We start from the raw sequence: 22,864 nt of genomic DNA, 5'->3' as shown, positions 1-22,864 counted from the left end.
GTGTGACCGCGAACAACCAGGACAGCCACCCACAGAACGCACCGGCATCAGAGACGACGTCGGCAGGTCGACGACCGGTCTGCATCCTGGGACTCGGACTCATCGGCGGGTCGTTGATGCAGGCTCTGGCGGCAACCGGCCGCGCGGTGTTCGGATACAACCGTTCCACGGTGACCGTCGACGCGGCGTCGGACGCGGGATACGACGCCTCGTCGGATGTGATGTCGACGCTGCGCCGCGCAGCCGCCGAGGACGCCATCATCGTGCTGGCCACACCGGTCACGACGATCGAGCCGCTCCTGAGCACCATCGCCGAGACCGCACCTCAATGCCTGCTGACCGACGTCATCAGCGTGAAACAGGCTGTGGCGGAAAAGGTTGCGCGGCTTCACCCTCGCGCGCGGTACGTCGGCGGACATCCGATGGCCGGCACCAGCCGCTCCGGGTGGGACGCATGCGATCCGACGCTGTTCCGCGACGCTATGTGGATGGTGACAACCGCCGACGACACCGACGCCGACGACTGGACCGCGGTCGCCCATCTTGCACTCGCGGTGTCGGCCGTCGTGGTCCCCGCGGCGCCGGACGCGCACGACAGGGCCGTTGCGGCTATCTCGCACGTACCGCACCTGATGGCCGCCGACACAGCGGCTGTCGGCGCCGGCGAGAGCAACCTCGCCCTGCGTCTGGCAGCGGGGAGTTTCCGCGACGGCACGCGGGTGGCAGCGACCGCGCCGGCGCTGCAGCGCGCCATGATCGAGGCCAACGACGTCGCCGTACTCAACGCCCTCAGCGAGGCGATCGACCGCCTCGTCCAGGCACGCGACGAACTACGGGACTCCGGCAGCGTCGCAGCGCTGATCGACGACGGGCATCGCGCGCGCATGGCCTACGAGGAGATGGCGGCCCGAGGCCGGGAGCCCATTGTCGGGGTCGACGTCGGTACGCCCGGCTGGGCGTCGGAACTGCGCAAACAAGCCCACGAGGGGCGGGTGTGGCTGGGGTGAACAGGCCGTCGGCAACTTACCGGACCGGCAGCCCGAGACGAGATCACACCCGCTCGGCGAGCCCCTCGTAGTTCACGACGAAGCCGTTCTCGTCGACGGTGATCTTGGCAGTGGCCACCGGGGAGACGACGTCGATGCCGTCTGGCCCCGAGGTGTAGTGCATGTGTGCGGGCTTGACCTCGCCCGTCGGGAGGTAGACGTACGCCACCGGGATCTCGATGTCGTTCGGCGCTGTGGCCAGGCCGAATCGTCGGATGGGTAGCGCGTTGAACATCGGCGACATGGCCAGGTCGACGTCCTGCGCGCCGTCGAAGTCACTACGGATGGTGGTGTCTCCGTTGGTGCGTACGAGCCAGAGGTTCTCGTCGTCGTGGGAGAGGCCGAGTTGGCTCTCGCCGCTCTCTCGCAGGAGGTGGATCGAGAGTCGCTTGGTGACGCCCGCGTCGTTGGTGATCAGCTCGTACGAGGCGGAGAATGCCTCGGAGTCGGCGGTCGCTGCCGAGATGATCCGGCCGTAGGCCTTGATGCGCAGCCCGGACACGTGCAGTCGCACCTGCTCGAGCCTGTCGACTCCGACACCGCGCCAGGTGATCATCGTCTTGAACTCCCGCACAGGAGCGGTGTCGACCGCTCCGCCGCTCGCTGCGGTGTCGTGATCAGGGGCTGGGGTTGTACTCACGCGTCTACGGTAGCGATCGCGAGGCCAGGACACACATCGGATGCCGGTCTCGACCGGATCGTGACACTCAGCCGCGGCAGGTGGCGGTCCGCCGGGCCGACCCGGCGTCGACCCGATCGGTGGAGATGGTCTGGCCGTCGACCTTGATCTCGCACGAGGCCGAACTGTTGGCCCCCGCGAGAACCAACAGCCGCAGGGGCGCCGATCCGGCGGTGAACTCGAGATGCCACGTCGGAGGCGGGGTGAACTCGCTCCGCAACCCGACGTCGTCGACGTAGAGGATGGTGCCGCTGCCCTCGATGGTCGCGTCGTAGGTCACGGATCGTCCGACCGTCTCGCTGTCACGAGGTGCAGGGGCAGCTCCGGGCGGCACCATCGGGTTGGTGGGCTGCTGGCGCTGCGTCGGGATGTCGGGCGGGGTCGGCTCGACGATCGTCAGGGTCGTCGGGGCCTCTTGCTGCGCATCGGAGTGTCGGATCAGCGAGAACCCGTAGAAGACGAGCCCGACGACGACCGCGGCGACCAGCGCGAACACCAATCCGACGCCGAACCTGCCGGGCGACTGCGGCTGACGCCGCTGCTCGTCTGGCGCGGCGTCGTCGAACGTCGCGTCGGGGGGCACCGGCGGAGCCGTGCCGTCTCCCGGGTATGGCATGCCGGCGGGATTGTTCGTCGACTGGGGCCACTCGGCGTGCGAAGTCTGCGTCGTCGAGGGCTGTCGTTGGTCCGGCCGAAAGAGCGGCGTTCCATCCGGCGCGAATCCGAGTGGCGGGTACAGGCCCGGCATGAGCGGCGCGCGATAGAGGTCTTCGGGCCGCGGCCCCGCCCCCTGCTGTCCCATGCCTTACTCCTGTCTCGCCGACTGTGCGGCCAGAATCGCGGCCGTCCCGATTCCGACGATACGGACCGTCGACAGAACGCGGCGGCCGACCACGGGCATTGCCCTGGCCGGCCGTCGCGTCGAACGCCGTTGTCCGACGTCGCTGAGGGTTTCGGTGTCAGACGGTGTTCTGCACGGGCATGAACTTGAAGCGTCCGTCCTCGAAGAGCAGCGGGTAGAGCAGTCCGCCGATGATGCCACCGACGAGCGGCGCGACCCAGAACACCCAGAGCTGGCCGGGCGCACCATTGCCGTTGAAGAATGCGACGCCCGTCGACCGAGCGGGGTTGACCGATGTGTTGGAGATCGGGATCGAAATGAGGTGGATGAGCATGAGCGTGAACCCGATTGCCAAGGCTCCCATACCCTTTGGCGCCCGAATGTCGGTCGCACCGAGCACGACGATCAGGAAGAAGGCGGTCAGCAGGATTTCGGCGACGATCACTGCGGCGAGTGTGTAGTGGCCGGGACTGTGCTCGGCGTACCCGTTGGCCGCCATGTTTCCTTCGCGTGTCCAGCCCGGCTTGCCTGTCGCTATCCCCCACAGCGCCAGACCCGCAAGCAGACCGCCGACGATCTGCGCAACCCAGTACCCCGGGAGGTCACGCCACGGTGTCCGACCGCCCACGCACGCACCCAGAGTGATGGCGGGATTGAAGTGGCCGCCGGAGATGTGTCCGAGGGCATACGCCATGGTGACCACCGTGAGGCCGAAGGCGAGTGCGACGCCGAGATAGCCGACGCCGACCTGAATTCTGGTGCCGGTGTCGTCGCCGACAGCAACTTCCTTCGCGGCGAAGATCGCGGTACCGCAACCGCCGAAGACGAGCCAGAACGTGCCGAACAACTCGGCAGTGATTTTCGCGATGGGCGAGGGCATAGAGTTCCTTCCGTCGTGCAACTCGCGGGGGTTCGAATGTCACATCAGAAACTTGTGCAACTTCAGCAAACACCATTCGCGGTTGAGAAGCAGCCCTTCGATTCGGAACGGTGACCTGGGCGAGACCGGGCCCAGACCTGAGCGGGCAGTGCCCGCTGCCACGGCGGCGCAGAAACCAGCGGAACGTTTCCTTCCGCGGGTTCCGTCCCCTTCCCCGCGAAACAACCAGCGCGAACGTCGAAAACCAGGGGAGGGATTCCTTCCGCGGGTTCTGTTCCGGCCACACCGCGGTCGATACCGACCCCGCACACAGAAAAGCACCCCGCGCAAATGCGGGGTGCTTTCAGAAGTGCGCCCGTAGGGATTCGAACCCCAAACCTTCTGATCCGTAGTCAGATGCTCTATCCGTTGAGCTACGGGCGCGTGCGTTATTCAGTTCTCCGCGGTCGAGGCGACTGCGGTGGCGGAGGCGAGAGGATTTGAACCTCCGGTCCCGTTTTAGCGAGACAACTCATTAGCAGTGAGTCCCATTCGGCCGCTCTGGCACGCCTCCTTGGCGGAGTCCTTTCGAACTGCCGAGTGGAAAGGTTACACACGGTCACCAGTCCGAAGCAAACCGCGAGCTACAGGGCGCGACGACCTGCGTCGACACCCTCCGACGAGTCGACGACGAGCACGCCGGGCCACTGCGTCGAACGAGCCGGTTTCCGGGCCAACACACCCGCGCCCTACATTTGACGTGTGAGCTTCCGCCTTCGCCTCCATCTCGAAGAACTGCCTGTCTACGTGCCCGGTGCGACGTTCCCCGGCGCGATCAAGCTCGCGAGCAACGAGGTGACCTTCGGGCCGCTGCCCAGCGTCCAGCGAGCCATCGTCGATTCACTCGCTAGCATCAATCGCTATCCCGACAACGGCATGGTCGAGCTGACGGCGTCGCTCGCAAAGCGATACGGCGTCACCGAGGACGAGATCCAGGTCGGCTGCGGCTCTGTCAGCCTGTGTCAGAACCTCGTCACCATCACCTGCGAGCCCGGCGACGAGGTGCTGTTCGGCTGGCGGTCGTTCGAGACCTACCCGCTGGCGACCCGACTCGTCGGCGCGATTCCGGTACAGATTCCGCTGACGGACGAGCTCAGCTACGACCTTCCTGCGATGGCTGACGCGATCACCGACCGCACTCGCCTGATCTTCGTCTGCAACCCGAACAATCCCACGGGGACCATCGTCGACGCCGACAGCCTGCGCGCGTTTCTGGAGAAGGTGCCCAGCGGAGTCGTCGTCGCACTCGACGAGGCGTATTTCGAGTACGTCCGGCCATCACAGTCGCAGGCCTACGACGCCATTGAACTGCACCGCGAGTTCCCCAATCTGGTTGTGCTGCGCACCTTCTCGAAGGCGTATGGCCTCGCCGGACTGCGGGTCGGGTATGCGATCGCACATCCTGAGATCATCACCGCGCTCGGGAAGGCGCACGTTCCGTTCTCGGTGAACTCCGTGGCGCAGGCCGCCGCCGTTGCCAGCCTCGACGCCGACGCCGAGTTGCTCGCACGCACCGAGGCGATCGTCGGCGAACGCACCAGGATCGCAGACCGATTGCGCGCCGTGGGTTACCGAGTCCCGCAGAGCCAGGCCAATTTCGTCTGGATCGAACTCGGTGATTCGACAACCGAATTCGCCGACGCCGCGCGCGATGCGGGTGTGATCATCCGGCCATTCGCAGGTGACGGGGTGCGTGTGACCGTCACCGAGGCCGGCGAGAACGACACCTTCCTGACCTTCGCAGAACGATGGGCCGCCGCCCCGTCGACCGCGTAAAACACCCGGTCAGCGCCTAACAGCGCACAGTCGGCGACACCGGGCGCACAGTCGGCGGCACGAGACGCCCGGTCGACGCCTGAGGCCGCCCCAGTCGGCCTCAGTCGGCCTCAGTACAGCCCGCGCGATACGGTTCGCCACGCGGCGGGCAGGTCCTGCTCCCAGTACGCCCAGGTGTGTGTGCCGATGAGCCGGAACCCGTCGGTGTAAGCGACGTTGTTGGCGCGCATGGTCGCGGCGAACTCCAGCGAGCAGCGGTAGGCGCCCAGTTCGAGAGCCGACGACGACGCCGTCACGGCTTCCGGCGGGCCCTCGTCGGGCTCGATGCGGCGTTGCAGGTCGAGCGGACCGATGGCGCCTGATCCGGCGGACAAGAAGATGTTCTTGCCGCGCAGTGCATCGAGATGCTTGGCGGGATCGTGCGCATCCCAGCCTGCAGAGCCGAACGGACCCCACATGTTGGTCGCGTCGCCGCCGTCACGTCCGACGGTCGTACGCACGTACGCCTCGTTGGCCGGTCCCGAGACCGGCGGGCAGCCCGACAGCGACGCGAGTCCGCTGTAGACCGACGGGTGACGAATGGTGAGTGCGAAAGCAGCTTGACCACCCATCGACAGGCCGATCACCGCGTTACGCCCATTACCGTCGAACCGCTTGTCTATCAGCGGGGGTAGTTCCTTGGCCAAGAACGTGTCCCACATCGGTTGCCCGATCTTGGGATCACGCTTCTGCCAGTCGGTGTAAAAACTGCCCTTACCACCCGCGGGCAACACCACGTTGACGTTCTTACCTGCGAAGAATCGGCCCGCGTGGCCCTTGGTGATCCAATCACTCACGTCACCCTCTGCTCCGGCACCGTCGAGCATGTACACGGTGGGGCGAGGGCCCGATGCGTTCGCGGGGGTCAGAACCGACAATTTGATCTTTGTCTTCATCGACGGCGAATCGACCCAGACATCGGTCCGAAGTGGGCCGAGCTTCTCATCCTTCGCAATCTTCGCGACCGGCACGGGCGCAGCGTCAGTGACCGCGGGAACGCCGCTGAGCAGCGCACCACATCCGATGACCGTGGCTGCGAGCACACAGGACCGACGGACCACCGAGCGTTCACTCACCGCCGCACCACCCTTGGTGCGCCGACCCGCGACCGCGATCTTCCAACGCCCACCCATACAACGGCTCCTCGACTTCGTAGCAGCGCACGGACCTCGTCGGGTCCTATACACACGACTGCGCTCTCAGCACATCGTCGTCAATATTCACGACGGCCCGCGTCGGTGGGTTCCCCGCCCACCGCGGCCGGTGTCGTCCACAGGGTACGTGGCGAGACGGGTAAGTGACATCCTCGAACCACGCTCGCGCACCGTCGACATAAGGTTGTTATTCGTGACAACACCAAAGGATGTGAACAGTTCGGCGAAGCCTGCAGGTGACGGCGTTCTCGGGGCCCGAGATTTCGCATTTGTCGCACAGGTCCCCGTGCGGTGGTCGGATATGGATGCCTTTGGTCACATCAATCACGCACGGATGGTCACCCTCATGGAGGAGGCACGCATTCAGTGGTTGGTCACCGCGACCGATATGGCGGCTGACGCCGACACGCCTGCCGAATCCCAAGCTGAACTGATCAAGAGCGCGATGATCGTCCACGTGGAGATCCGGTATCAGAGCCAACTTCGCCACGATGACTCGCCACTGCGAATCGGTATGTGGATCAAGGGTTTTCGCTCGGTCGATTTCACCATCGGCTACGAGATCCGGGGCGCGCACGCCGACGCAGACTCAAAACCGGCCTGCGTCGCGAGCACTCAGATGGCCGTGGTCGATGCAGAGGCACACTCGCTTCGCCGGCTGAGCAGCGTCGAAAAAGATCACCTGCGTGCCTGGTCACGCGCCGGATGACCCAGGGCAGCGGAATACAGACTCAGGACGGCTCGTAGCGGGCAGGGAGCTCGCGGGGCACGGCGGGTGAGATTCGCGCGATGTTGCCCTCGAGCACGTCGCGGTAGATACGCAGTTGTTCCTCACCACTGCGTACCTGCTCGCTCAGGCGTTTGGCGTTGTCGACGGAGATCTCCCGGTCACCCGACCTGGCGATGAGCGCGTCGATTCGGTCGTCGATGGTTGCGGCCCTGTTGTATTCGGACAGAATCCGCAGTTCGACGGCTGCCGACTCGACGACGTGCGCGACGTCGCCGATAGCCTGGACGCGGTCGATGAGTTCGGTCCAGACCGGCCGCAGCGATGCTTCACGACGATCGATCTGCGCAGCGAACGACGCGTCGAATCCACCGTTGCGCTTGGCGCGGTCGAGGTCGATACGCACCGAGCGCAGTGCGATGACGTCGGCGACGATCTCGGCGAGTTCTGCGTGCAGATTGACCTGCGTCCGTTGCACGGCAAAATGATCCGACCGCCAGGCCGGGTTGCGCATGATGCGGTCGTAGTAGTGCGCGGCGAGGAACATCAAAGTCTCGTATCCGTCGACAAAACTCGCCACACTCGACAGCGGCGACGTCGGCCGCGGCACATCCGGCCCACCGTCGGCGAAGGTGACGCGGTTGGCCCACTCACCAGCCTGCGGATACCCGGAGCGGGCGGCGACCTGCCCGACCACGCCCGCAATGCGCCCGACGGCCGCGGTTCCCGCGCGGCGCATGGGATTGGAGGTGTTCACGTTCGGGGTGGGTGTGCAGAGGAGCCCCGCGAACAGCCGCTCGCGTTCCTCGATCTCGAGGTACACGTTCTCCCGACGTTCCCTGCGAACCGCGCGTGTGCTTCCCGCGAACACTCCTTTCGCGGTGACGATCTGTTTGCGGGCGTCGTCGCGGCGTCGGATGAGGCCATTGAGGCGCCCGCGCATCAGCGTGGCGACCATCCCGGGAACCATCGGGGTGTCGAGCTGATGCTCGAGCTGGATGATCGCGCGTTGTAGCCTACGTAGCTCCCCGAATCCCGCGGGCAACGTCGGCACCGGGAGTCCGGAGGAGATGCGGCGGACCAGGATCGCCCGACCTGCAGGGGTCAGATACCCCGACGCCACCAGCAGCGCGGCGGTGTCCGAGAGTTCTGGACGCTCCCCCGCGACTGCCGAACGCTCGCACCAGCTGCGGATCTGAGCACTGCTGTCGCCACCCCGCTGGGCCGCGTTCTTCTCGATCATCGTCGTCACGCCTTCGAGTCGGGACTTCGCCGACGACCCGATCGCAACCATCCGATCGCCGGAATACGTCATCCCATTCTACCTGCGCAATTCGGGTGCCCCAGGGGTCGGCGCACGCCACAGCGGGCGGGTTACGCGGTGTAGCGCCCAGGCGGCGGGAATGCTGATCGCAGTCGTCACCACGAAGGCCACAACCACGTTTCCGTCGAAGACGCGGTAGTTCAGCAGATCCATGACCACTTCGAGGACGAGCACGTGTACCAGGAAGAACTCGTAGGAGATCTCTCCCAGCCACACCACTATCCGGCTGCCACACAGACGAGCCCACACAGACGACTGGTCGGCGGAGGTGAGTGGTCCGACCACTCCAACGGCGACAACGAGATAGAGCAGATGCTTGACGATGGTTGCCGACGCCGTGCTCGGCGTGATGGTCGGCTCCCCCGCCAGCGGCAGCCCCGATACGACGAACGCAATCGCCGCAGCGCCGAGCCACATCCAGGTGTTCCACTTCCGGATCAATGGCGCGCACACCGCAACGACCATGCCCGCAACGAACCACCCCAGGAATGCGGGTGCCCACAGCCGCGCCGTAGGATCAGCGTCGGGATTGCCGTCGACGAGGATCGCCCACACCGGACTCACCAGCCCGATCACGAGCAGACCGCCGATCAGCAGATCAGGCCGCCAGCGTCGGCGAGACACCACGACGATCAACACCCAAGCGATCGCCGGAAGTAGCAGATAGAACACCACTTCCGCTGCGAGACTCCACATTTGGGTGAGTCCGTTGTGCAGATGCCCGACGCCGTAGACCTGCGTCAGTGTCATGTTGCGCCAGAAACCCGACCAGCCGGTGCCCGTCACCGCCGCCTCACCACTCGGCGAGTACCACCCGTACACGAGGTAGACGACCATCACAGTGATCCAGTAGGCGGGCAGGATGCGTCGGGCGCGATGCCAGAAGTAGCGGCGTGTCGACGGCAATGCCCGGCCCTCCCGAAAAGGACGTATCCACTCCGAGAACAGCAGAAATCCCGACAACACGAAGAAGATGGCGACGCCGACCTCGAACCGCGAGAAGAGTCGCCCACCATAGTCGTCGGTGTAGTGGCCGGTCCAGAACGCGGCATGAGTGAGACTCACTGCGCCGGCCGCGAAGGCACGCACACCGGTGAGCGACGGGATGCGGTGGGCCATGGGCCGATCCTGCCAGGCCGGGTACGCGAGGCGACGTCGAGGACCGCGATCGCGTGGAAGGATGACGCCATGGGCGACGAGCAGATCACCGGCCAGATCTGGCGACACGGCGAGAAGGTCGACGGATTCTCCCTCGCATCGATCTCCGATCACATCGGCGAGTCCGACACGCTCGTCTGGGCCGACCTGCAATGCCCGAGCCACGAGACGCTCGGATCACTGGCCACCGAACTCGGTCTCAACTCGTTCGCCATCGAGGACACCATCTCGGCGGCCGAGCGCGTCAAGACGGTGTCCTATAGCGACCACACGTTCATCATGGTGTATGCGATCGAGATGAAAACACCTGTGGTGCAGGAGAAGACCCGCACCGACGACGACTCCGACGACGCGCCGCCGCCGACGTCCGGCACCGTCGAAGGAAGAAAACAGGACAGACGGGCGAAGTCGTTCACGCTGCATCGCATCTCGATCTTCATCAAGGACAACGCCCTGATCACTGTGCGGATGCATCCGGACGACGGGATCGACACCGTGGTGGAGCGCTGCGACGACACGCACGCGGCGTCGTTCGGTGTCAGTGGCCTGCTCTACGTGCTGCTCGACGTCGTGGTGGACGGCCACTTCGACGCCGTGCAGGTGCTCGACGACCAGATCGAAGAGCTCGAGGACTACCTGTTCGACGACTCCATTCCCAACGTGCAGTTACAGCGGCGCACCTACGACCTGCGCAAGGATCTCGTCGTGCTGCGTCGAGTGGTCCTTCCGATGCGCGACGTGGTCGGCACCATCCAGCGCCACCGCTATCAGGATCGCGACGACCACGCGAAAGAACTCGACCCCAACTACTCCGACCTCTACGACCACGTGCTGCGCGCAGCCGAATGGACCGAGTCGTTACGCGACATGCTCAGCAGCGCGTTCGAAACGAACCTGTCCCTGATGGACGCCCGACTGAACACGGTGATGAAGAAGCTGACTGCGTGGGCCGCCATCATCGCGGTGCCCACACTCATCACCGGCTACTACGGGCAGAATGTGCTCTTCCCCGGATACAACTCGTCGTGGGGTGTCGCCGTCAGCGCCATCCTCATCGTCGGGTCTGTGATCGTGCTCTACATCAACTTCCGCAAACGCGATTGGCTCTAGGCCGGTCGACCTCGCGCGACACGCTCGAATTGGATCTCGAAACCTCTTGTCCCGTATTGTTTTCGAACGTGCTCTCCAGAACTGCCGATGCTCTCGTGACCGAAACCACTGCCACCGCGTGTGTGTGGTGCTCCTCCACCGACGACGTCGCGGACTTCCGTGACGAACCGCGCTGCAGCAAGTGCCGCGATCTGGAAGAAACCATCACCGAAGCTCGCAAGTTCCTCGGGTTCTACGGCCTACGACCGCTCGGCGGATCTGTCGAATGCGACGACGAGGAGGAGCGCGAGCACCGCGTCGGCGCCCGCGACGCCTACACCGAGTTGAATCGAATCCGTACCAGCACCCCGGCACCTCGGGCCAAGCGATCCGCGTCGCGGTCGGCTGCGGGCACTGTGAAGTCGAGCGCCGTGAAGTCGGGCAGCACAAAACCCGCCGGCGACAAGGCAAGCACGGCGACGACGAGTCCGACACGGCGCAACGACGTCTCGCGGCCGGATCGGGCTGAGTTGCTCAGCCGGGCCGAGGGCCTGCTGAACGAACTCACCGACATCGACGAGCGCCTCGCATCTGCTGAGCAGGAATCAGGACTGTCGGCCAAGGCCCGCATCGCCGACCTCACCTCGCGACGCGAATATGTACTCCGCACCCTCGCCGCACTCGAGAAGGCTCAGCGCGCTATGGCGCCGGCCTGAATACGTCCACAATCGGGTCGTGAGCGGACGGCCATCGACATAATCTCCTCGGCGGTTCGCTGGGGTTCGAGTTGTGTACGGACTCCGTTGATCGATCTCGTCGATCACGCCCCGCACGCCGGCGTGCCTGCTGACGAGGAGTTGCACCATGTCAGCGGCCCGCCGGTGTCGCCGAGCCCCTTGGTGAGCAGCGTCGTACCGTTGTTGGCGCCGCTGGAGAGTTCGGCTGTGACGGTCTCGCCCTTCGAGATGTCGCCGACCCCGTCGCCCGTCTTGGAAACCTGGTCGCCAACCGTGATGACGATGCCCCTGCCCTGCGGCGACCAGGTGATGGTCCACTTCTCGACATTCACCGCACCCGACCCCATGACCAACGTGCCCGCCTGATCAGCGCCGAGCTCCAGATGGCTGGCGTGGCGGGTCCACTCGCCGACATACGCCGACGCTCCGGTCCCGTGACCCGGCGGCAGCGTCGACGTGGCGGTCATCTGAGCACCATCTCCAGATGCCCGCGTAGCACCGCCGGACTGCTGGTCAGCACCACTGGCGGCCGACGTGGCGGTATCGGACGCCACCGTCGTAGTCGTGACGACGGTCGGCGTCGACGTCACCGCCGATGGCTCGTCGTCGGGGTTGCAGCCTGCCACGGTGAGCACGGTCGCGGCTGCGGCCATCGTCAGTACAGTCCAGCGGTATCGCATCATGAATCCCTGTCCCGGGCGATCGGGAGATCACCCTCTTGCCCAGTATTCGACGCCGACTCCCGAGCAGTTACCCGTGGTAGCGCGGACAAATGACTGCGGCTCACGAATCGGATGGCACCGAGCTCGGCACATCCGTAACCTCTGATCGTGCCCATCGTCGGCGAACGTATACGCGATCTACCCGCGCCACCCGCGGCGGTGTTCGCCGACCTTGTCGAACCCAATCGCCAACCGTCGAGGCAGTGGCTCGCACTGCTCGACGACGAAACGCTGCCTACAGTTCTCGACGCCGAGAAGTTCACGCGTGTGCGGTGGTCGTCGCTGTGGCCTCGTCGACCCGATGCGGTTCTGGACATCGAGTTGACCGGGTCCGGCGGGGGAACCGCGGTGCACTGGACGCTCATCGCGGATGACCCCGCGCCGGATGTGAGCCTCACCGGTCACATGCGCAAGCGGGTCAACGAGCTGCTCTTCGCCCACTTGCGATACTCCTACGGCGCGTGACCTGAGCCGTGTCCGACGGGTGGCCGTACGCATTGCACCCAATTGATCACGAGCGCGATATGACATAGCGCGGCGACCAGGAGACCCAACGATGTCTGTTGGCGCGCAGTCTGATCCGACCAGTAGCCGAGTATCGAGACCGGTATCGCGACGGCGCTGACAGCTGCGGCGACCCAGCACACCGCGAAACGTCGAACGACCACTGCGGCCAGAGATAGCACCACCGCGGCAGCACCAAAGACGACGGCGAGTTGCGACAGCGGAGTCGGAGTCCCGACCAGAGCGGTCACTGCGCTCATACCCGCGAGCACGATCAGGGCCACCCAGATCGCGATGACCGCACGACGACGGAGCGGAACCTCAGCCATGACTTTGCGTTCGATTCCGCGAAGTGACTCCGCGAGTCGCGGGTCCAGTTCGTCGTGGTCCACACCTCTCCGATCGTCGCGCATCCCACCAGTCTGCTCCCGATGGACTGCGAGTGCGGACCCCGGGGGACGATCGGCGCCGAATGGACGCGAAACCCTCGACAAATACAACCGAATGGTTGTATGTTTGATCTGTGAACACGACAACAGAGGACCGCGCAGACGCGCTATTCCACGCGCTTGCCGACCGGACGCGCCGCGACATCGTGCGGCGCGTGCTCACCCGAGAACAGTCGGTGTCCACACTCGCCGCCGACTACGACATGAGTTTCGCCGCCGTGCAGAAGCACGTCGCCGTGCTCGAACGCTGCGGGCTACTGACGAAACGACGCCGAGGACGCGAACAACTCGCCTCTGGCGATGTCGAGGCGGTGCGCGCGGTCTCGGACATGCTCGATGAACTCGAACAGGTCTGGCGCGGCCGCGTCGACCGAATCGACGCACTGCTCACCACCGACGACCACTAGCGATAGGGAACGATCACAATGCCAGTCATCGACGTCACCAAGAATCTCGACGACCGATCCATCACCATCACAGCCGAGTTCGACGCCCCGGTCGAGCGCATCTGGCAGATCTACGCGGACCCACGTCAACTCGAGAAGATCTGGGGCCCAACCGAATATCCAGCCACCTTCGTGGACCATGAGTTCGCCCCAGGCGGTCGTGTCACCTATCACATGACCAGTCCCGAAGGGGAGAAGTACGCGGGCTACTGGATCGTCGACACCGTCGACAAGCCGACGGGTTTCACTTTCCGCGACGGTTTCGCCACCGAAGACTTCACCCCGATCGACTCACTCCCGTTGTCGCGCAACGCATACTCGTTCGCCGACAAGGATGGACGAACAGTCGCGACGTATGTGAGCACCTACGAAACTGTCGACGCACTCGAGAAGGTCATCGAGATGGGAGTCGAAGAGGGTGCTGCACAGTCTCTGAATCAGATCGACGGGTTGCTGACGATCTGAACCGGCCGACTCAGCGGATGCGGGTCATCACGAACTTTCCGATGACCCGGTTTCCCTGGTACTGCGCACCGGCATATCCGTTGCGCGTCTTGTGCATCTTCAGTCCGTCGGCCTTGGCTATGTCGACGTAAGCTTCTATCGAGACCTGATACTCCGTATAGCGATGATCGCGATCCCTATTGGCGCAAGCACATACGCGACCACATGATATGCACCAACCCGATCGGTGAGCCCATCTCCCACTGCTGCAATGAGGATAATCGCGAATATCACCAGATAGATGATTTCTGATACCCCCGGGGCGCGGACCACCAGTAGTTGTTCGAGACTCTTTGGTCGCATTTCTTCCATACCCATCCACGAATTCGCCTTGGACGCAAAAGTTTACTGAGTTGGCTGCGTCTTCACCCAGAGCCGCGCAGCAGACAATGCGGAGTCCCTGTCGGGAAAGTACCCGGAGACCTTCACCCTGTAGGAGCCGGTCCGACTCCACACGACGACGTGGAAGACCTCGTTGGTGTCGTCGAAGCGCGTGGTCATCTCGTACGCCTCATCGCCGATACCGTCGATCGGTCGAATTGTCGACGACGTCGTCCTGCCGTCGGACCGGTCACTGGGCATCTGTGCTTGCTCTTCAAGTACAGGAAGCACACTGTCGCAAAGCTGCCCTCGATTCTTAAAAGACAGCATCGAGAACATGTAACTCCGCGGAATCTCGACCAAGCAGGACACCTCGGTCGCTCCTTGCTGGCGGGTGACGAGTGGTCGGGTCGTGAGGTTGAGGGCTTTGCTGACTTCGTCGGGTGAGGGACAGCGGATCTCACCGACCGAATAGCCGGTAGGCGTTCTCGTCTCCAACTCCGATGCCCTGGCGGTCGCGCCGGCCACACTGCCGTTCGCAAGTGCATTCAGATCGGCTACCAATTCCGCGAGTGACTCCTCGATGGCTTGTTTCAACGTGATCTCGGGAATCGGATCGAGTCCGGTATTCAACGCCGGTCTCGCCTGCTCACCCGGACTGCTCGGAAACATATAGATCGTCTCCGGGGACGATGGCACGACGATGATGGGGATCAGCACACGAGGGTCGGCAACGCTGCGCGGCCACACTTCTCGAGGACACGAGTCGAAGAAAATGTCACGCAGTTCGAGTAGTTCCGCCCACTCGGGACCACCGATGTCTTCACACGACAGCAGAGTGAAGCGGCCGGCGAGCCTGACCCAGCCGTTCGCCCTTGCGAGAAGCTCACGGGCGTCCGGGTCAAGGCGTGCCCCGATACGGGCTTCCGCTGCTTCGATCTGAGCGAGCGTCGCAGGTGGCCGCGGTCCTGGCGGCGCCTCACCAGGCACGTCGACGGTGAGGCCGCTCTCGACAAGCTGCGCGTACACCTCGACACAGCGGCGCACGAGCTCGTCCCACTCGGCGGTTTCCGCGGCCTCACCAGTCATGCCGCTCACTGCCGTTTCTGCATTCTGCTGATCATCCTGTTTCACAATTCTTTTCGACCCTCGACACATCACACGCGCGGGCGATATTCCCGCGCATCGTCGAAAACGACCTCGAGCGTCCCCGCCTCCGCGGACGCTATGAAGTCGTCGATGCTGTCGGCCTGGACAGTGGTGCCCTCCCAGCCGTCATCGCCACCGGAGTAGGAGAAGACCACCGGACTGTCATCGCCGACGCGCGTGTCCAGCAACAGCCGACCCGAACCGCCGTCACCGGCGATCATCGCCGCACCGATGCGCGGCACCCATTCGAAGTACGCGTTGGTCACATCGACGATGTCGGCGGGAGTGAAGATGTCCAGGTACTCCTCGCCGTCGAAGAGGTCGAGGACACTTGGCCCGGTCAGGTAGTCGACCCACCGCGGCGGCAACGGCACACCGAGCGCCTCCTCGGCCGCGCGCACCTCCTTGAGCGAACTACCCGCTCGGTAGGTGAACCGGCGAACGTCGTACACCGACGTCGCTCCGACGTCGGTCCCGACAATTGCCGCCGGGCCATCGAGTTCGTTCTCCGGCAATTGGTAGATGTCGCAACACATTCCGCGCTCCACAGCCGCGCGACCCCTAGCGACGACTTCATCAAAGTCGACGCCGCTGACCGTCGCGGCAGCATGTGCCACCGCCTCGGCCAGTGTGCCGGCCTCCGACGAGTCCGCAGACCGCAGCGCAGCCAACCATCCGATCACGTCAACGACTCCTCTCAATCGTCAGCCTCACGCGAAGACGAGACAGCCCGTACCAGATCCCGCCGAACACAATCACACTCAGCGGCTGCCACCAGATAATCGCACCGAACGTGACGAGAGCGAACACCGTGGCGACAGCGAACAGGACGGTCAGAATTGCGGCGACATAAGACGTAATTGCCAACAGAACCCTCGCGGTTGTACTCATACCCGGCATGCAACCATGTACCCCATTGCTCGACGCCTGAGGGCGCGTGCGGCACTCACCAGTCGCAGTCAGGATAGGTCCATCAGATCGAGCCGGCGAGGCGACGGTTACTCCTTTTCTCTGGACTTGCAGAGTCCTACAACCCCAAGCGCCACAAGCGAAGTTCCGACGATGACGGTTGCCGTCAAATACGTCACGGTGAGGACCGAAGCGTCAACTGTCCCGCGAAACAGTGCTATCCAATTGTTGATCGGATACACCACGACGAATAGCCCGACCACGATACGGACGATCGAGAAAGCGTTCGAGTTACCCTGCCGTCTGGTTACCAACGAATTCACTCCTGGCAGGTCCGTGTAGACACGGCACTAGGCATCCAAGGACAGGCGTACGGCGGCGAATACACCCAGCGCCAGAAGGGCGGTCGCCATCCCGATACCGAACGATCGGGTACGAGCCGGTTGCAACAACGAGAGCATGGCCAACACGTAGACGATCCACAGAGGCGGATATACCACCCCGAAAGCCAACAGCAGAGCTCCCCCCACCGCACCGAGTGCCGCCCACACCTCATCCCTCATAAGCCGACAGACAACAGCAGCGCAGCCCCCGCCAGCCCGGCCGCCAGCCCGCTGAGCATTGGGGTGAGTAGCGATTTCGTGCTGCCAAGGGCAGCAAGTAAGAATCTCACCGCCAACACCACCACCGCCGTGCTGACCAAAACAGCCTCGAGCAAGACCGTCGACGCCATGTGCTGTCCAACCAGAAATGTCGATGATCCGTTTACGGCACCGCCGACCACGCTGGCGAAGGCACCGGCGATCAGGGCATGCACGGAACTCGACTTCACGATTGAAGCAGTACTCATCTGAACGTCCGTTCGATCTGGGGCAGGTGCGATCCCGAAACCAACAGCTTTCTATCACGCGGGACCCACGACGGTGTGACAGAGTACCTCTGCAGCTCGACACTCTCGGCCAGCACCGCCGAGGCGCGGAACAGGGCGAAGGCGCGTTCGGCGATCGCTTCGAGCCGGGCGTCGAGCGCGGCCAGCGAGCCCGCGACATCGGTGAGTTTGCGGACCGCGTCGATCGCCTTCCGGACATCTGGTGCGCGGTAGCCGCCTGCGCGCAGGGCCGCCGTGATACGCGCTTCTCGGATCGCGGCGACGGGGTACCGTCGCGCGGTTCCCGATCTGGTCGAGATGCGGTCCGGGGTGACCAATCCCGCACTCTCCCAGAACCGAAGAGTCGATGCCTTCACGCCGATGGCCCGCGACAGCTCGGTGATGGTCATGGCGTCCGCATCAGTGGGGGCGTCGTCGGTCATCGTCTCCGCGCTGATCGACTGCAGGGCCGATCGCGCGGCAAGCGTCTGCTCACGCTCACGGTTTAACCCCGTGTGGAACTCGCAGATCAGCGCCGCGGCCACATCAGGCGGCTCGTTGTAAATCTGCCGCATCACGCGGCGCGCCTCGACCGCGCCCACCGCGCGGGCGAGATCGCGGTAAGCGCGCAGACCTCGCACGTGCTCGGCAGCGAACTGCCGATAGCCGTTGGGGGCCCTGGTCGCCGCCGGGATGACTCCGAGCGCCTCTAGATCGCGCACTTGCTGCACGGAATATCCCGACGCGGCCGCCACCGTGGCGGTGCTCATCACCTGTGGCCATGCTTCCTCTGTTGGCACCATAACCCTCCATACGCACTTCAACTACACGCTGGAACCATGAGTATGGATGATCTGTTGCGGGTAGTGAGCTCGTTCGACGGCGTGCTCGACGTCGCCCCGGTCGAGGGCGGCGACTCCCCTCCTCTCGCCTGGGGCGATCACTTCTTCTACTACGCGCCGAACGGCCAGATACCCCCGCGTCAACAGCCCTACGCGACGATCGTGACGAAGAACTATCCTGACGATTCTCGCTCGGAACTCGACGCACCCGACCGCTGGCGGGTGAACATTCGCGTAGGCGCCGACAGGTTCCTCGCACTGATCGGCGACACGACTCGATTGTCGGAGAGAGTGTGGGACTACGCCGCGACCGACGTGCTCTTGCCACACCCGGTCTATCGCCGCCAGGGATGGGTGTCGATCGTCAACCCAGGACCACGCACCGTCGAGGTGGCCGCCAGCCTGCTACGCGAAGCTCACGAGGCAGCACGACTCCGTTTCTTGCGCGGCGCTTCCGACGGAAGCTAATGGGACCAACCTTCCGCACCTGAACATCTCGCCGCTACTCGGTCCTTGAACTACTCGGCGCGTAACGGGTAGTCCCACAGCCATGCGTAGAAGGTCGGTGGGATGTCCTTCATTGTTGTTCGGGGTGTTCGTACCCCGGCGGAACGTCGCTCGGGCACGACGTACCCTGCCACACATGCGCCTGTTCGTCGACGAACTCCGCGGCCCGCCCGGCGACGGGTGGCTGATCGCCCGCACCTCCGCCGAACCGCCCGCAACCCTGCCCAGCTCGGATGTGATCGAAGGTGCGATTGGTCAGAACAATCCCACCGTCAACACCGGTCGAGGGACGACTGATCATGACTGCAATCCAGTCTTTGAACGTGCGTAGACCGTGCACGATGCTCGTGGTCATCGCTGCTGTGGGGCTCTTACTGATCTCGTGTAGCACCGACAAAAAGGCTCCTTTACCCGATTCATCGGCAGTCGTTGATTCACAGTCCCCGCTGACCGCTGAGCAGGCACGAAGCGTCCGACAGCACGGCCGTGCACTGATGGACCGCGTTATCGCAGAGGTCGACGCCGGGTCAGGCGGAGTCGATAGCGACCGCTCCACCGAGCAGTGGAGATCGTGCACCGCCAAACAGAAGTCGTTCGCATTTCAACCTACCCAGAACGGAGTCCAGTATTCGGCGACAGTGTTCATTGATCGCCTACGGGGCACGACCGTCGAGACCTTTCACCACCAGACACGGGAAAGCGGTGTGGAGTGGAATCGTGATGACGCCACACATGGAAAAGCCGGAGTTTATGGCGTGCAAATTGCTCCTTTACACGCCGGCAGCATCCAGGTACTCAGTCCCTGCTACTACCTACGCCCGGCAACTGATAGTAATTCGCTCTCGGCCGACGACATCGAGAACGTCACCGGTTTCCTGCAGCAGAAGTGGGACCAAGAATGACACAGCATGATCGACCCAACGCCGATGACTTCAGGCGTCTGATGCCATGACGGTTCTGCCACCCGAGTCTCAGGCAGGTCGAGGTAGCGAAGGTAATCGGTCCCGCACACAATGCCTTTCGAAGGCGGCATCGTCGATACAGCGGACGTGCCAGACAACTTCATGGCGAAGCCGTACGCCGATTAGACCATCCGCGGGTCGCCAACAGGTAGCGTGACGGCATGGGCCACGCAAACTCGTACGTCTGCGGCAAATGCGATTTCCGCGCGGAGTTTGTATCCGGCGATTTCGACTTCGGTTTCAGCGGCGTGATCGTCACTCCCGTCGTCTGCGCGCGTCACGGCGTCGTCAGCGCGGACACTGGCTTGAACGCCCAAGACGGCGACCGCGTCGATGACGCCACTCGTGCGGCCCGCTTCCCCTGCCCCGACTGTAACCGCCCATGTGAACAGTGGGACCGCCTCACCTGTCCACGTTGCTCGCACCAGTCGATGCGCGAGGATCTGTCCGGCCCGCAGATCCTGTGGGATTGACGCCGCCACTCCTTGGGACGGCAACGCGCTGTCCGACCAGCGTCGTTATTTAGTGCCGCGTAATGCAACTCATCGCGATTCATCCGACCCTGAGTGTGTGCCACTGACCGTCTCCCTATCGTGGTGGTGCACTACTCGTGCCGGAGCGACGTGCCGCCGGGGTACGAAGCGACCGGCCCTCCTGTGCACTCGCTCCCACACTCACGCGCCTTCGACGCCGCACGCGCGGCGATGGGCGCCTCCCCGAGCCCCGAGCGCCACGGCCGAAATTCGATGGAACCCCGTCACCGGCAGCCCGTAGCCTGCCACACATGCGCCTGTTCGTCGATGATCTCCGCGACCCGCCCGGGGACGGGTGGACAATTGCCCGCAACTCCGCCGAAGCGCTCGCGATCCTGCGCAGCTCGGCCACGATCGAGGAATTGAGCCTCGACCACGACCTCGGCGGCGACGACACCAGTCGACCGATCGTCCTCCACCTCTGCGAGCACGGCGGCTGGCCACCTATCGTGCGCGTCCACTCCGCGAACCCGGTGGGAGTGGAGTGGATCGTAGGGATGGTCGAGCGTTACGGTCCGGGCATCAGTCGCTGATCGGAGGCGCAGAAGATTGCCATGTCGGGAATCGATATCTACAACTACTCTGCCAGGTTGCGGAGGCAACGCACACGCGTCATCAAGGAGTACGGAGAACGCGCTTTGCTTTTCCCCCGGGCCCAGTCAGCCCAACCCCGGAAGGCACAGAAAATCCTCGGCACTGACAATGACCCGGTGCCCCCTGGTCAGCGATTCTGGCTGAAATCGACTTTCATGCGGCAGTTTTGGCAGCCAATCCGATCCCGTGTCCCCAGCTGGGAAGCAGACGGCATTACGCCGTACTCGATCCGCCACCTATACGCAACCTGGCGATCAAACAGCCTTGGCCGCACCCCCGCCGCCGTCGCAGCTTCGATGGGCCATCGCGGCGTCGACCTCGTGTTTCAGAGGTATGTCGCTGCGCCTGACCTACCAGAGGCCGCCACTGCGTGGCTGCCACCAGGGGCCTCTCCGATTAAGCCCGAATAGAGTTCGACTATCGCTCACACAAGGAGGTCTTATGACTATGCCTCTGGCCGCAGCCGGACTGCAGGACTGCGTCGATGCAGGACAGTCGAACTGCATGGATGACTTCGTGCCAACGTTGCTCTGGGCGCTCGCCAAGCCCGTAGGCGGGATCACTCTGATCATCTTCCTCATTGCAGGACTGCTGTTCACTGCCGCCGCCGCAGTGTCTGTTCTGCGGGCCGGGCTCGACCCGGCAGACCGAAAACTTGCCCTGCGGCGAGTACTGCTCATCCCGTTCTGGGGCGCCTACCGCTGGTTCAACCCGACACGACAAGCAACCGACGAGGTATAGATCGTGACCTTCCCTGTAGCCACGGGAAGGTCGGGACTTAGGTCGACTTGCGCTCCGAACGGTCGCCGGCACGGTGCAAAGCGTCTCTCCTAATAGTGAAAACCCCGTGACTACTTCGACAGCAACGCAGAAGGGCCAGGTCAGAATCAGCTCTGACCTGGCCCTATTGCGGAAGCGGAGGGATTTGAACCCCCGGTGCTGTTTAGGCACGCTCGCTTTCAAGGCGAGTGCATTCGGCCGCTCTGCCACGCTTCCCTGCCGAAGAGGGTACGTGACCCGGCGCGCGAAGCCAGCATCAGGCCTCACCGCCGTGCCGTAGGCCGTCAGCCCACCCGCAGCAACACCTTGCCGATCGCGTCGCCACTGTTGAGGCGCTCGTGGGCGGCCTGGGCGTCGGCGAGTTCGAACACCGAGTCGGTCACCGGGACCACCGAACCGGCCTCGATCAGGGGCCAGGTGCGCGCGTGAGTCTTCTCGACGATCACAGCTTTGCCGTCGGCGCCCGTCACGGGCCGCGAGCGCAGCGCTGTGCCGTACACCGACAAACGCTTGGAAAGCATTGTGCCGATGGGCAATTCGCCTTTGACGCCACCTTGCATGCCGATGATGACCAGTCGCCCACCGGTAGCGAGCGCCTTGACATTTCGCGGCAGATAGGCCGCACCGATGATGTCGAGGATGACGTCGGCGCCACCGTGCTCGGACATCACCTCGACGAAATCCTCCGCCGAATAATCGATGAGGATCTCCGCCCCGAACTCGGCGGCGCGCGCCAGCTTCTCCTTCGTTCTGGCCGTCACCGCAACCCGCGCCCCGAGCGCGCGGCACAACTGCGTCGCGTGTGTGCCGATCCCGCTCGATCCGCCGTGGATGAGCACCAGCTCGTCGAGCTGCAGGTGTGCGGTCAACAGCAAATTCGAGACCACCGTGCAGGCGACCTCGGGCAGACCGGCCGCCTCGATCAGATCGACGTTCGACGGTTTGGGCAGCACCTGCGCAGCGGGCACGGCAACGAGTTCGGCATATCCGCCACCCGCGAGCAGCGCACAGACCTCATCGCCGACCGACCACTGCGTCACTTCCGAACCCAGTTCGACGATCCGTCCCGACACCTCGAGACCGAGGATGTCCGACGCTCCGGGGGGCGGCGGGTACAGGCCCTGTTTCTGTAGAAGGTCAGCGCGATTGACGCCTGCGGCCGCGACCTCGATGAGCACCTCACCGGGCCCCGGCGTCGGATCAGGCACGTCGGCGATGGACAGGGTGGCGGTGTCGGACTCGACGGTTATTGCACGCATACCACCGATGCTGCCCGAAGCTCGCG

The 22,864-nt window shown here is 64.1% G+C and carries 29 protein-coding genes and 3 tRNA genes; 14 read left to right on the top strand and 18 right to left on the bottom strand.

From position 1 onward, the window contains the following. Window positions 1-2 precede the first annotated feature (2 nt). Complete coding sequence (locus GOACH_RS19540; RefSeq protein WP_005178594.1) at window positions 3-1,007, top strand: prephenate dehydrogenase; 1,005 nt, start codon at window positions 3-5, stop codon at window positions 1,005-1,007. 43 nt (window positions 1,008-1,050) lie between these two features. Here GOACH_RS19540 and GOACH_RS19535 read toward each other — a convergent pair whose 3' ends face one another. The 5 genes from GOACH_RS19535 to GOACH_RS19515 all read right to left on the bottom strand — a co-directional run bounded on the left by GOACH_RS19535 (window position 1,051) and on the right by GOACH_RS19515 (window position 3,999). Continuing rightward, window positions 1,051-1,602: a putative glycolipid-binding domain-containing protein gene (locus GOACH_RS19535; protein WP_005178593.1), complete on the bottom strand. Its 552-nt coding sequence runs from the start codon at window positions 1,600-1,602 to the stop codon at window positions 1,051-1,053. A 151-nt stretch (window positions 1,603-1,753) separates the two neighbouring features. Then, window positions 1,754-2,527 carry a hypothetical protein gene (locus GOACH_RS19530; RefSeq protein ID WP_005178592.1) on the bottom strand — a complete coding sequence of 258 codons (774 nt, stop codon included), beginning with the start codon at window positions 2,525-2,527 and terminating at the stop codon, window positions 1,754-1,756. Between the two features lie 157 nt (window positions 2,528-2,684). After that, complete coding sequence (gene aqpZ / locus GOACH_RS19525; RefSeq protein ID WP_005178591.1) at window positions 2,685-3,446, bottom strand: aquaporin Z; 762 nt, start codon at window positions 3,444-3,446, stop codon at window positions 2,685-2,687. Between the two features lie 350 nt (window positions 3,447-3,796). After that, window positions 3,797-3,869: transfer RNA gene (locus GOACH_RS19520), tRNA-Arg, on the bottom strand. 38 nt (window positions 3,870-3,907) lie between these two features. Further along, a tRNA-Ser gene (locus GOACH_RS19515) sits at window positions 3,908-3,999 on the bottom strand. A 188-nt stretch (window positions 4,000-4,187) separates the two neighbouring features. Between GOACH_RS19515 and hisC the strand changes: the two genes are divergently transcribed. Beyond that, window positions 4,188-5,261, top strand: a complete 1,074-nt coding sequence (gene hisC, locus GOACH_RS19510; protein ID WP_005178589.1) for a histidinol-phosphate transaminase — start codon at window positions 4,188-4,190, stop codon at window positions 5,259-5,261. 110 nt (window positions 5,262-5,371) lie between these two features. On the opposite strand, the gene GOACH_RS19505 is transcribed toward hisC, so the two are convergent. Next, window positions 5,372-6,433 (bottom strand): alpha/beta hydrolase, encoded by a 1,062-nt coding sequence (locus tag GOACH_RS19505; protein WP_005178587.1) that lies wholly within the window; start codon window positions 6,431-6,433, stop codon window positions 5,372-5,374. A 214-nt stretch (window positions 6,434-6,647) separates the two neighbouring features. On the opposite strand from GOACH_RS19505, the gene GOACH_RS19500 reads away from it, so the two are divergent. Next, window positions 6,648-7,163 (top strand): acyl-CoA thioesterase, encoded by a 516-nt coding sequence (locus GOACH_RS19500; RefSeq protein WP_040519174.1) that lies wholly within the window; start codon window positions 6,648-6,650, stop codon window positions 7,161-7,163. Between the two features lie 22 nt (window positions 7,164-7,185). Here the strand turns inward: GOACH_RS19500 and GOACH_RS19495 are convergent, their stop codons facing one another. Together GOACH_RS19495 and GOACH_RS19490 are read right to left on the bottom strand one after the other, a co-directional pair. After that, a complete protein-coding gene (locus tag GOACH_RS19495) occupies window positions 7,186-8,424 on the bottom strand; it encodes a hypothetical protein (protein ID WP_040519214.1) in 1,239 nt (412 codons plus the stop codon). A gap of 78 nt (window positions 8,425-8,502) precedes the next feature. Further along, the gene (locus GOACH_RS19490) at window positions 8,503-9,624 is read right to left on the bottom strand and encodes an acyltransferase family protein (protein ID WP_005178581.1); all 1,122 of its coding nucleotides are present in this window, start codon (window positions 9,622-9,624) and stop codon (window positions 8,503-8,505) included. Between the two features lie 69 nt (window positions 9,625-9,693). On the opposite strand from GOACH_RS19490, the gene GOACH_RS19485 reads away from it, so the two are divergent. Together GOACH_RS19485 and GOACH_RS19480 are read left to right on the top strand one after the other, a co-directional pair. Continuing rightward, complete coding sequence (locus GOACH_RS19485) at window positions 9,694-10,773, top strand: magnesium transporter CorA family protein (RefSeq protein WP_005178576.1); 1,080 nt, start codon at window positions 9,694-9,696, stop codon at window positions 10,771-10,773. Between the two features lie 68 nt (window positions 10,774-10,841). Beyond that, window positions 10,842-11,468 (top strand): hypothetical protein, encoded by a 627-nt coding sequence (locus GOACH_RS19480; protein ID WP_085950632.1) that lies wholly within the window; start codon window positions 10,842-10,844, stop codon window positions 11,466-11,468. Between the two features lie 104 nt (window positions 11,469-11,572). Here GOACH_RS19480 and GOACH_RS19475 read toward each other — a convergent pair whose 3' ends face one another. After that, window positions 11,573-12,142, bottom strand: a complete 570-nt coding sequence (locus GOACH_RS19475; RefSeq protein ID WP_245551968.1) for a hypothetical protein — start codon at window positions 12,140-12,142, stop codon at window positions 11,573-11,575. A gap of 177 nt (window positions 12,143-12,319) precedes the next feature. On the opposite strand from GOACH_RS19475, the gene GOACH_RS19470 reads away from it, so the two are divergent. Beyond that, window positions 12,320-12,676 carry a hypothetical protein gene (locus GOACH_RS19470; protein ID WP_005178568.1) on the top strand — a complete coding sequence of 119 codons (357 nt, stop codon included), beginning with the start codon at window positions 12,320-12,322 and terminating at the stop codon, window positions 12,674-12,676. Here the strand turns inward: GOACH_RS19470 and GOACH_RS19465 are convergent. Next, window positions 12,664-13,128, bottom strand: a complete 465-nt coding sequence (locus tag GOACH_RS19465) for an Rv2732c family membrane protein (RefSeq protein WP_005178566.1) — start codon at window positions 13,126-13,128, stop codon at window positions 12,664-12,666. The two genes, GOACH_RS19470 and GOACH_RS19465, sit on opposite strands and share 13 nt — an antisense overlap. Window positions 13,129-13,238: 110 nt before the next feature. On the opposite strand from GOACH_RS19465, the gene GOACH_RS19460 reads away from it, so the two are divergent. Then, window positions 13,239-13,571: an ArsR/SmtB family transcription factor gene (locus GOACH_RS19460; RefSeq protein WP_005178564.1), complete on the top strand. Its 333-nt coding sequence runs from the start codon at window positions 13,239-13,241 to the stop codon at window positions 13,569-13,571. 18 nt (window positions 13,572-13,589) lie between these two features. Next, the gene (locus GOACH_RS19455; protein WP_005178562.1) at window positions 13,590-14,075 is read left to right on the top strand and encodes an SRPBCC family protein; all 486 of its coding nucleotides are present in this window, start codon (window positions 13,590-13,592) and stop codon (window positions 14,073-14,075) included. Window positions 14,076-14,459: 384 nt separating this feature from the next. Here GOACH_RS19455 and GOACH_RS19450 read toward each other — a convergent pair whose 3' ends face one another. From GOACH_RS19450 to GOACH_RS19425, 6 genes are all read right to left on the bottom strand, one after another. Then, the gene (locus GOACH_RS19450) at window positions 14,460-15,524 is read right to left on the bottom strand and encodes an SMI1/KNR4 family protein (protein WP_245551969.1); all 1,065 of its coding nucleotides are present in this window, start codon (window positions 15,522-15,524) and stop codon (window positions 14,460-14,462) included. A 68-nt stretch (window positions 15,525-15,592) separates the two neighbouring features. After that, on the bottom strand, window positions 15,593-16,267 hold the full coding sequence (locus tag GOACH_RS19445) for an SMI1/KNR4 family protein (protein WP_005178554.1): 675 nt from the start codon (window positions 16,265-16,267) through the stop codon (window positions 15,593-15,595). A gap of 1 nt (window position 16,268) precedes the next feature. Further along, window positions 16,269-16,475 carry a hypothetical protein gene (locus GOACH_RS24030; RefSeq protein WP_040519170.1) on the bottom strand — a complete coding sequence of 69 codons (207 nt, stop codon included), beginning with the start codon at window positions 16,473-16,475 and terminating at the stop codon, window positions 16,269-16,271. 368 nt (window positions 16,476-16,843) lie between these two features. Beyond that, window positions 16,844-17,056 (bottom strand): hypothetical protein, encoded by a 213-nt coding sequence (locus GOACH_RS19435; RefSeq protein WP_245551967.1) that lies wholly within the window; start codon window positions 17,054-17,056, stop codon window positions 16,844-16,846. Continuing rightward, the gene (locus tag GOACH_RS19430; RefSeq protein WP_005178549.1) at window positions 17,053-17,343 is read right to left on the bottom strand and encodes a hypothetical protein; all 291 of its coding nucleotides are present in this window, start codon (window positions 17,341-17,343) and stop codon (window positions 17,053-17,055) included. Before GOACH_RS19430 ends, GOACH_RS19435 begins: the two co-directional genes overlap by 4 nt. Next, the gene (locus tag GOACH_RS19425; RefSeq protein ID WP_245551966.1) at window positions 17,340-18,164 is read right to left on the bottom strand and encodes a MerR family transcriptional regulator; all 825 of its coding nucleotides are present in this window, start codon (window positions 18,162-18,164) and stop codon (window positions 17,340-17,342) included. The genes GOACH_RS19430 and GOACH_RS19425 overlap by 4 nt, the downstream gene beginning before the upstream one ends. 36 nt (window positions 18,165-18,200) lie before the next feature. Here GOACH_RS19425 and GOACH_RS19420 point away from each other — a divergent pair, with 36 nt between their 5' ends. The 6 genes from GOACH_RS19420 (at window position 18,201) to GOACH_RS19395 (ending at window position 21,540) form a co-directional block, all read left to right on the top strand. Continuing rightward, window positions 18,201-18,671, top strand: coding sequence for a DUF6194 family protein (locus tag GOACH_RS19420; protein WP_040519168.1), 471 nt, complete (start codon window positions 18,201-18,203; stop codon window positions 18,669-18,671). Window positions 18,672-18,846: 175 nt separating this feature from the next. Beyond that, window positions 18,847-19,041, top strand: coding sequence for a hypothetical protein (locus GOACH_RS23840; protein WP_040519165.1), 195 nt, complete (start codon window positions 18,847-18,849; stop codon window positions 19,039-19,041). Window positions 19,042-19,051: 10 nt separating this feature from the next. Further along, window positions 19,052-19,612 (top strand): hypothetical protein, encoded by a 561-nt coding sequence (locus GOACH_RS19410; protein WP_040519163.1) that lies wholly within the window; start codon window positions 19,052-19,054, stop codon window positions 19,610-19,612. Window positions 19,613-19,833: 221 nt separating this feature from the next. Then, window positions 19,834-20,145: a hypothetical protein gene (locus GOACH_RS23835; RefSeq protein ID WP_005178536.1), complete on the top strand. Its 312-nt coding sequence runs from the start codon at window positions 19,834-19,836 to the stop codon at window positions 20,143-20,145. Between the two features lie 311 nt (window positions 20,146-20,456). Further along, on the top strand, window positions 20,457-20,738 hold the full coding sequence (locus tag GOACH_RS19400) for a cyclic-phosphate processing receiver domain-containing protein (protein WP_005178531.1): 282 nt from the start codon (window positions 20,457-20,459) through the stop codon (window positions 20,736-20,738). A 502-nt stretch (window positions 20,739-21,240) separates the two neighbouring features. Beyond that, window positions 21,241-21,540, top strand: coding sequence for a hypothetical protein (locus GOACH_RS19395; protein WP_157227854.1), 300 nt, complete (start codon window positions 21,241-21,243; stop codon window positions 21,538-21,540). Between the two features lie 169 nt (window positions 21,541-21,709). Here the strand turns inward: GOACH_RS19395 and GOACH_RS19390 are convergent. Then, window positions 21,710-21,795, bottom strand: a tRNA-Ser gene (locus tag GOACH_RS19390). 68 nt (window positions 21,796-21,863) lie between these two features. Continuing rightward, a complete protein-coding gene (locus tag GOACH_RS19385; RefSeq protein WP_005178524.1) occupies window positions 21,864-22,838 on the bottom strand; it encodes an NAD(P)H-quinone oxidoreductase in 975 nt (324 codons plus the stop codon). Between the last annotated feature and the right edge of the window lie 26 nt (window positions 22,839-22,864).

It is taken from the genome of Gordonia aichiensis NBRC 108223, from assembly GCF_000332975.1.
Classification (GTDB): domain Bacteria; phylum Actinomycetota; class Actinomycetes; order Mycobacteriales; family Mycobacteriaceae; genus Gordonia; species Gordonia aichiensis.
The sequence above is the reverse complement of the archived record's forward strand: the minus strand, read 5'-3'. Positions and strand labels throughout refer to the sequence as shown.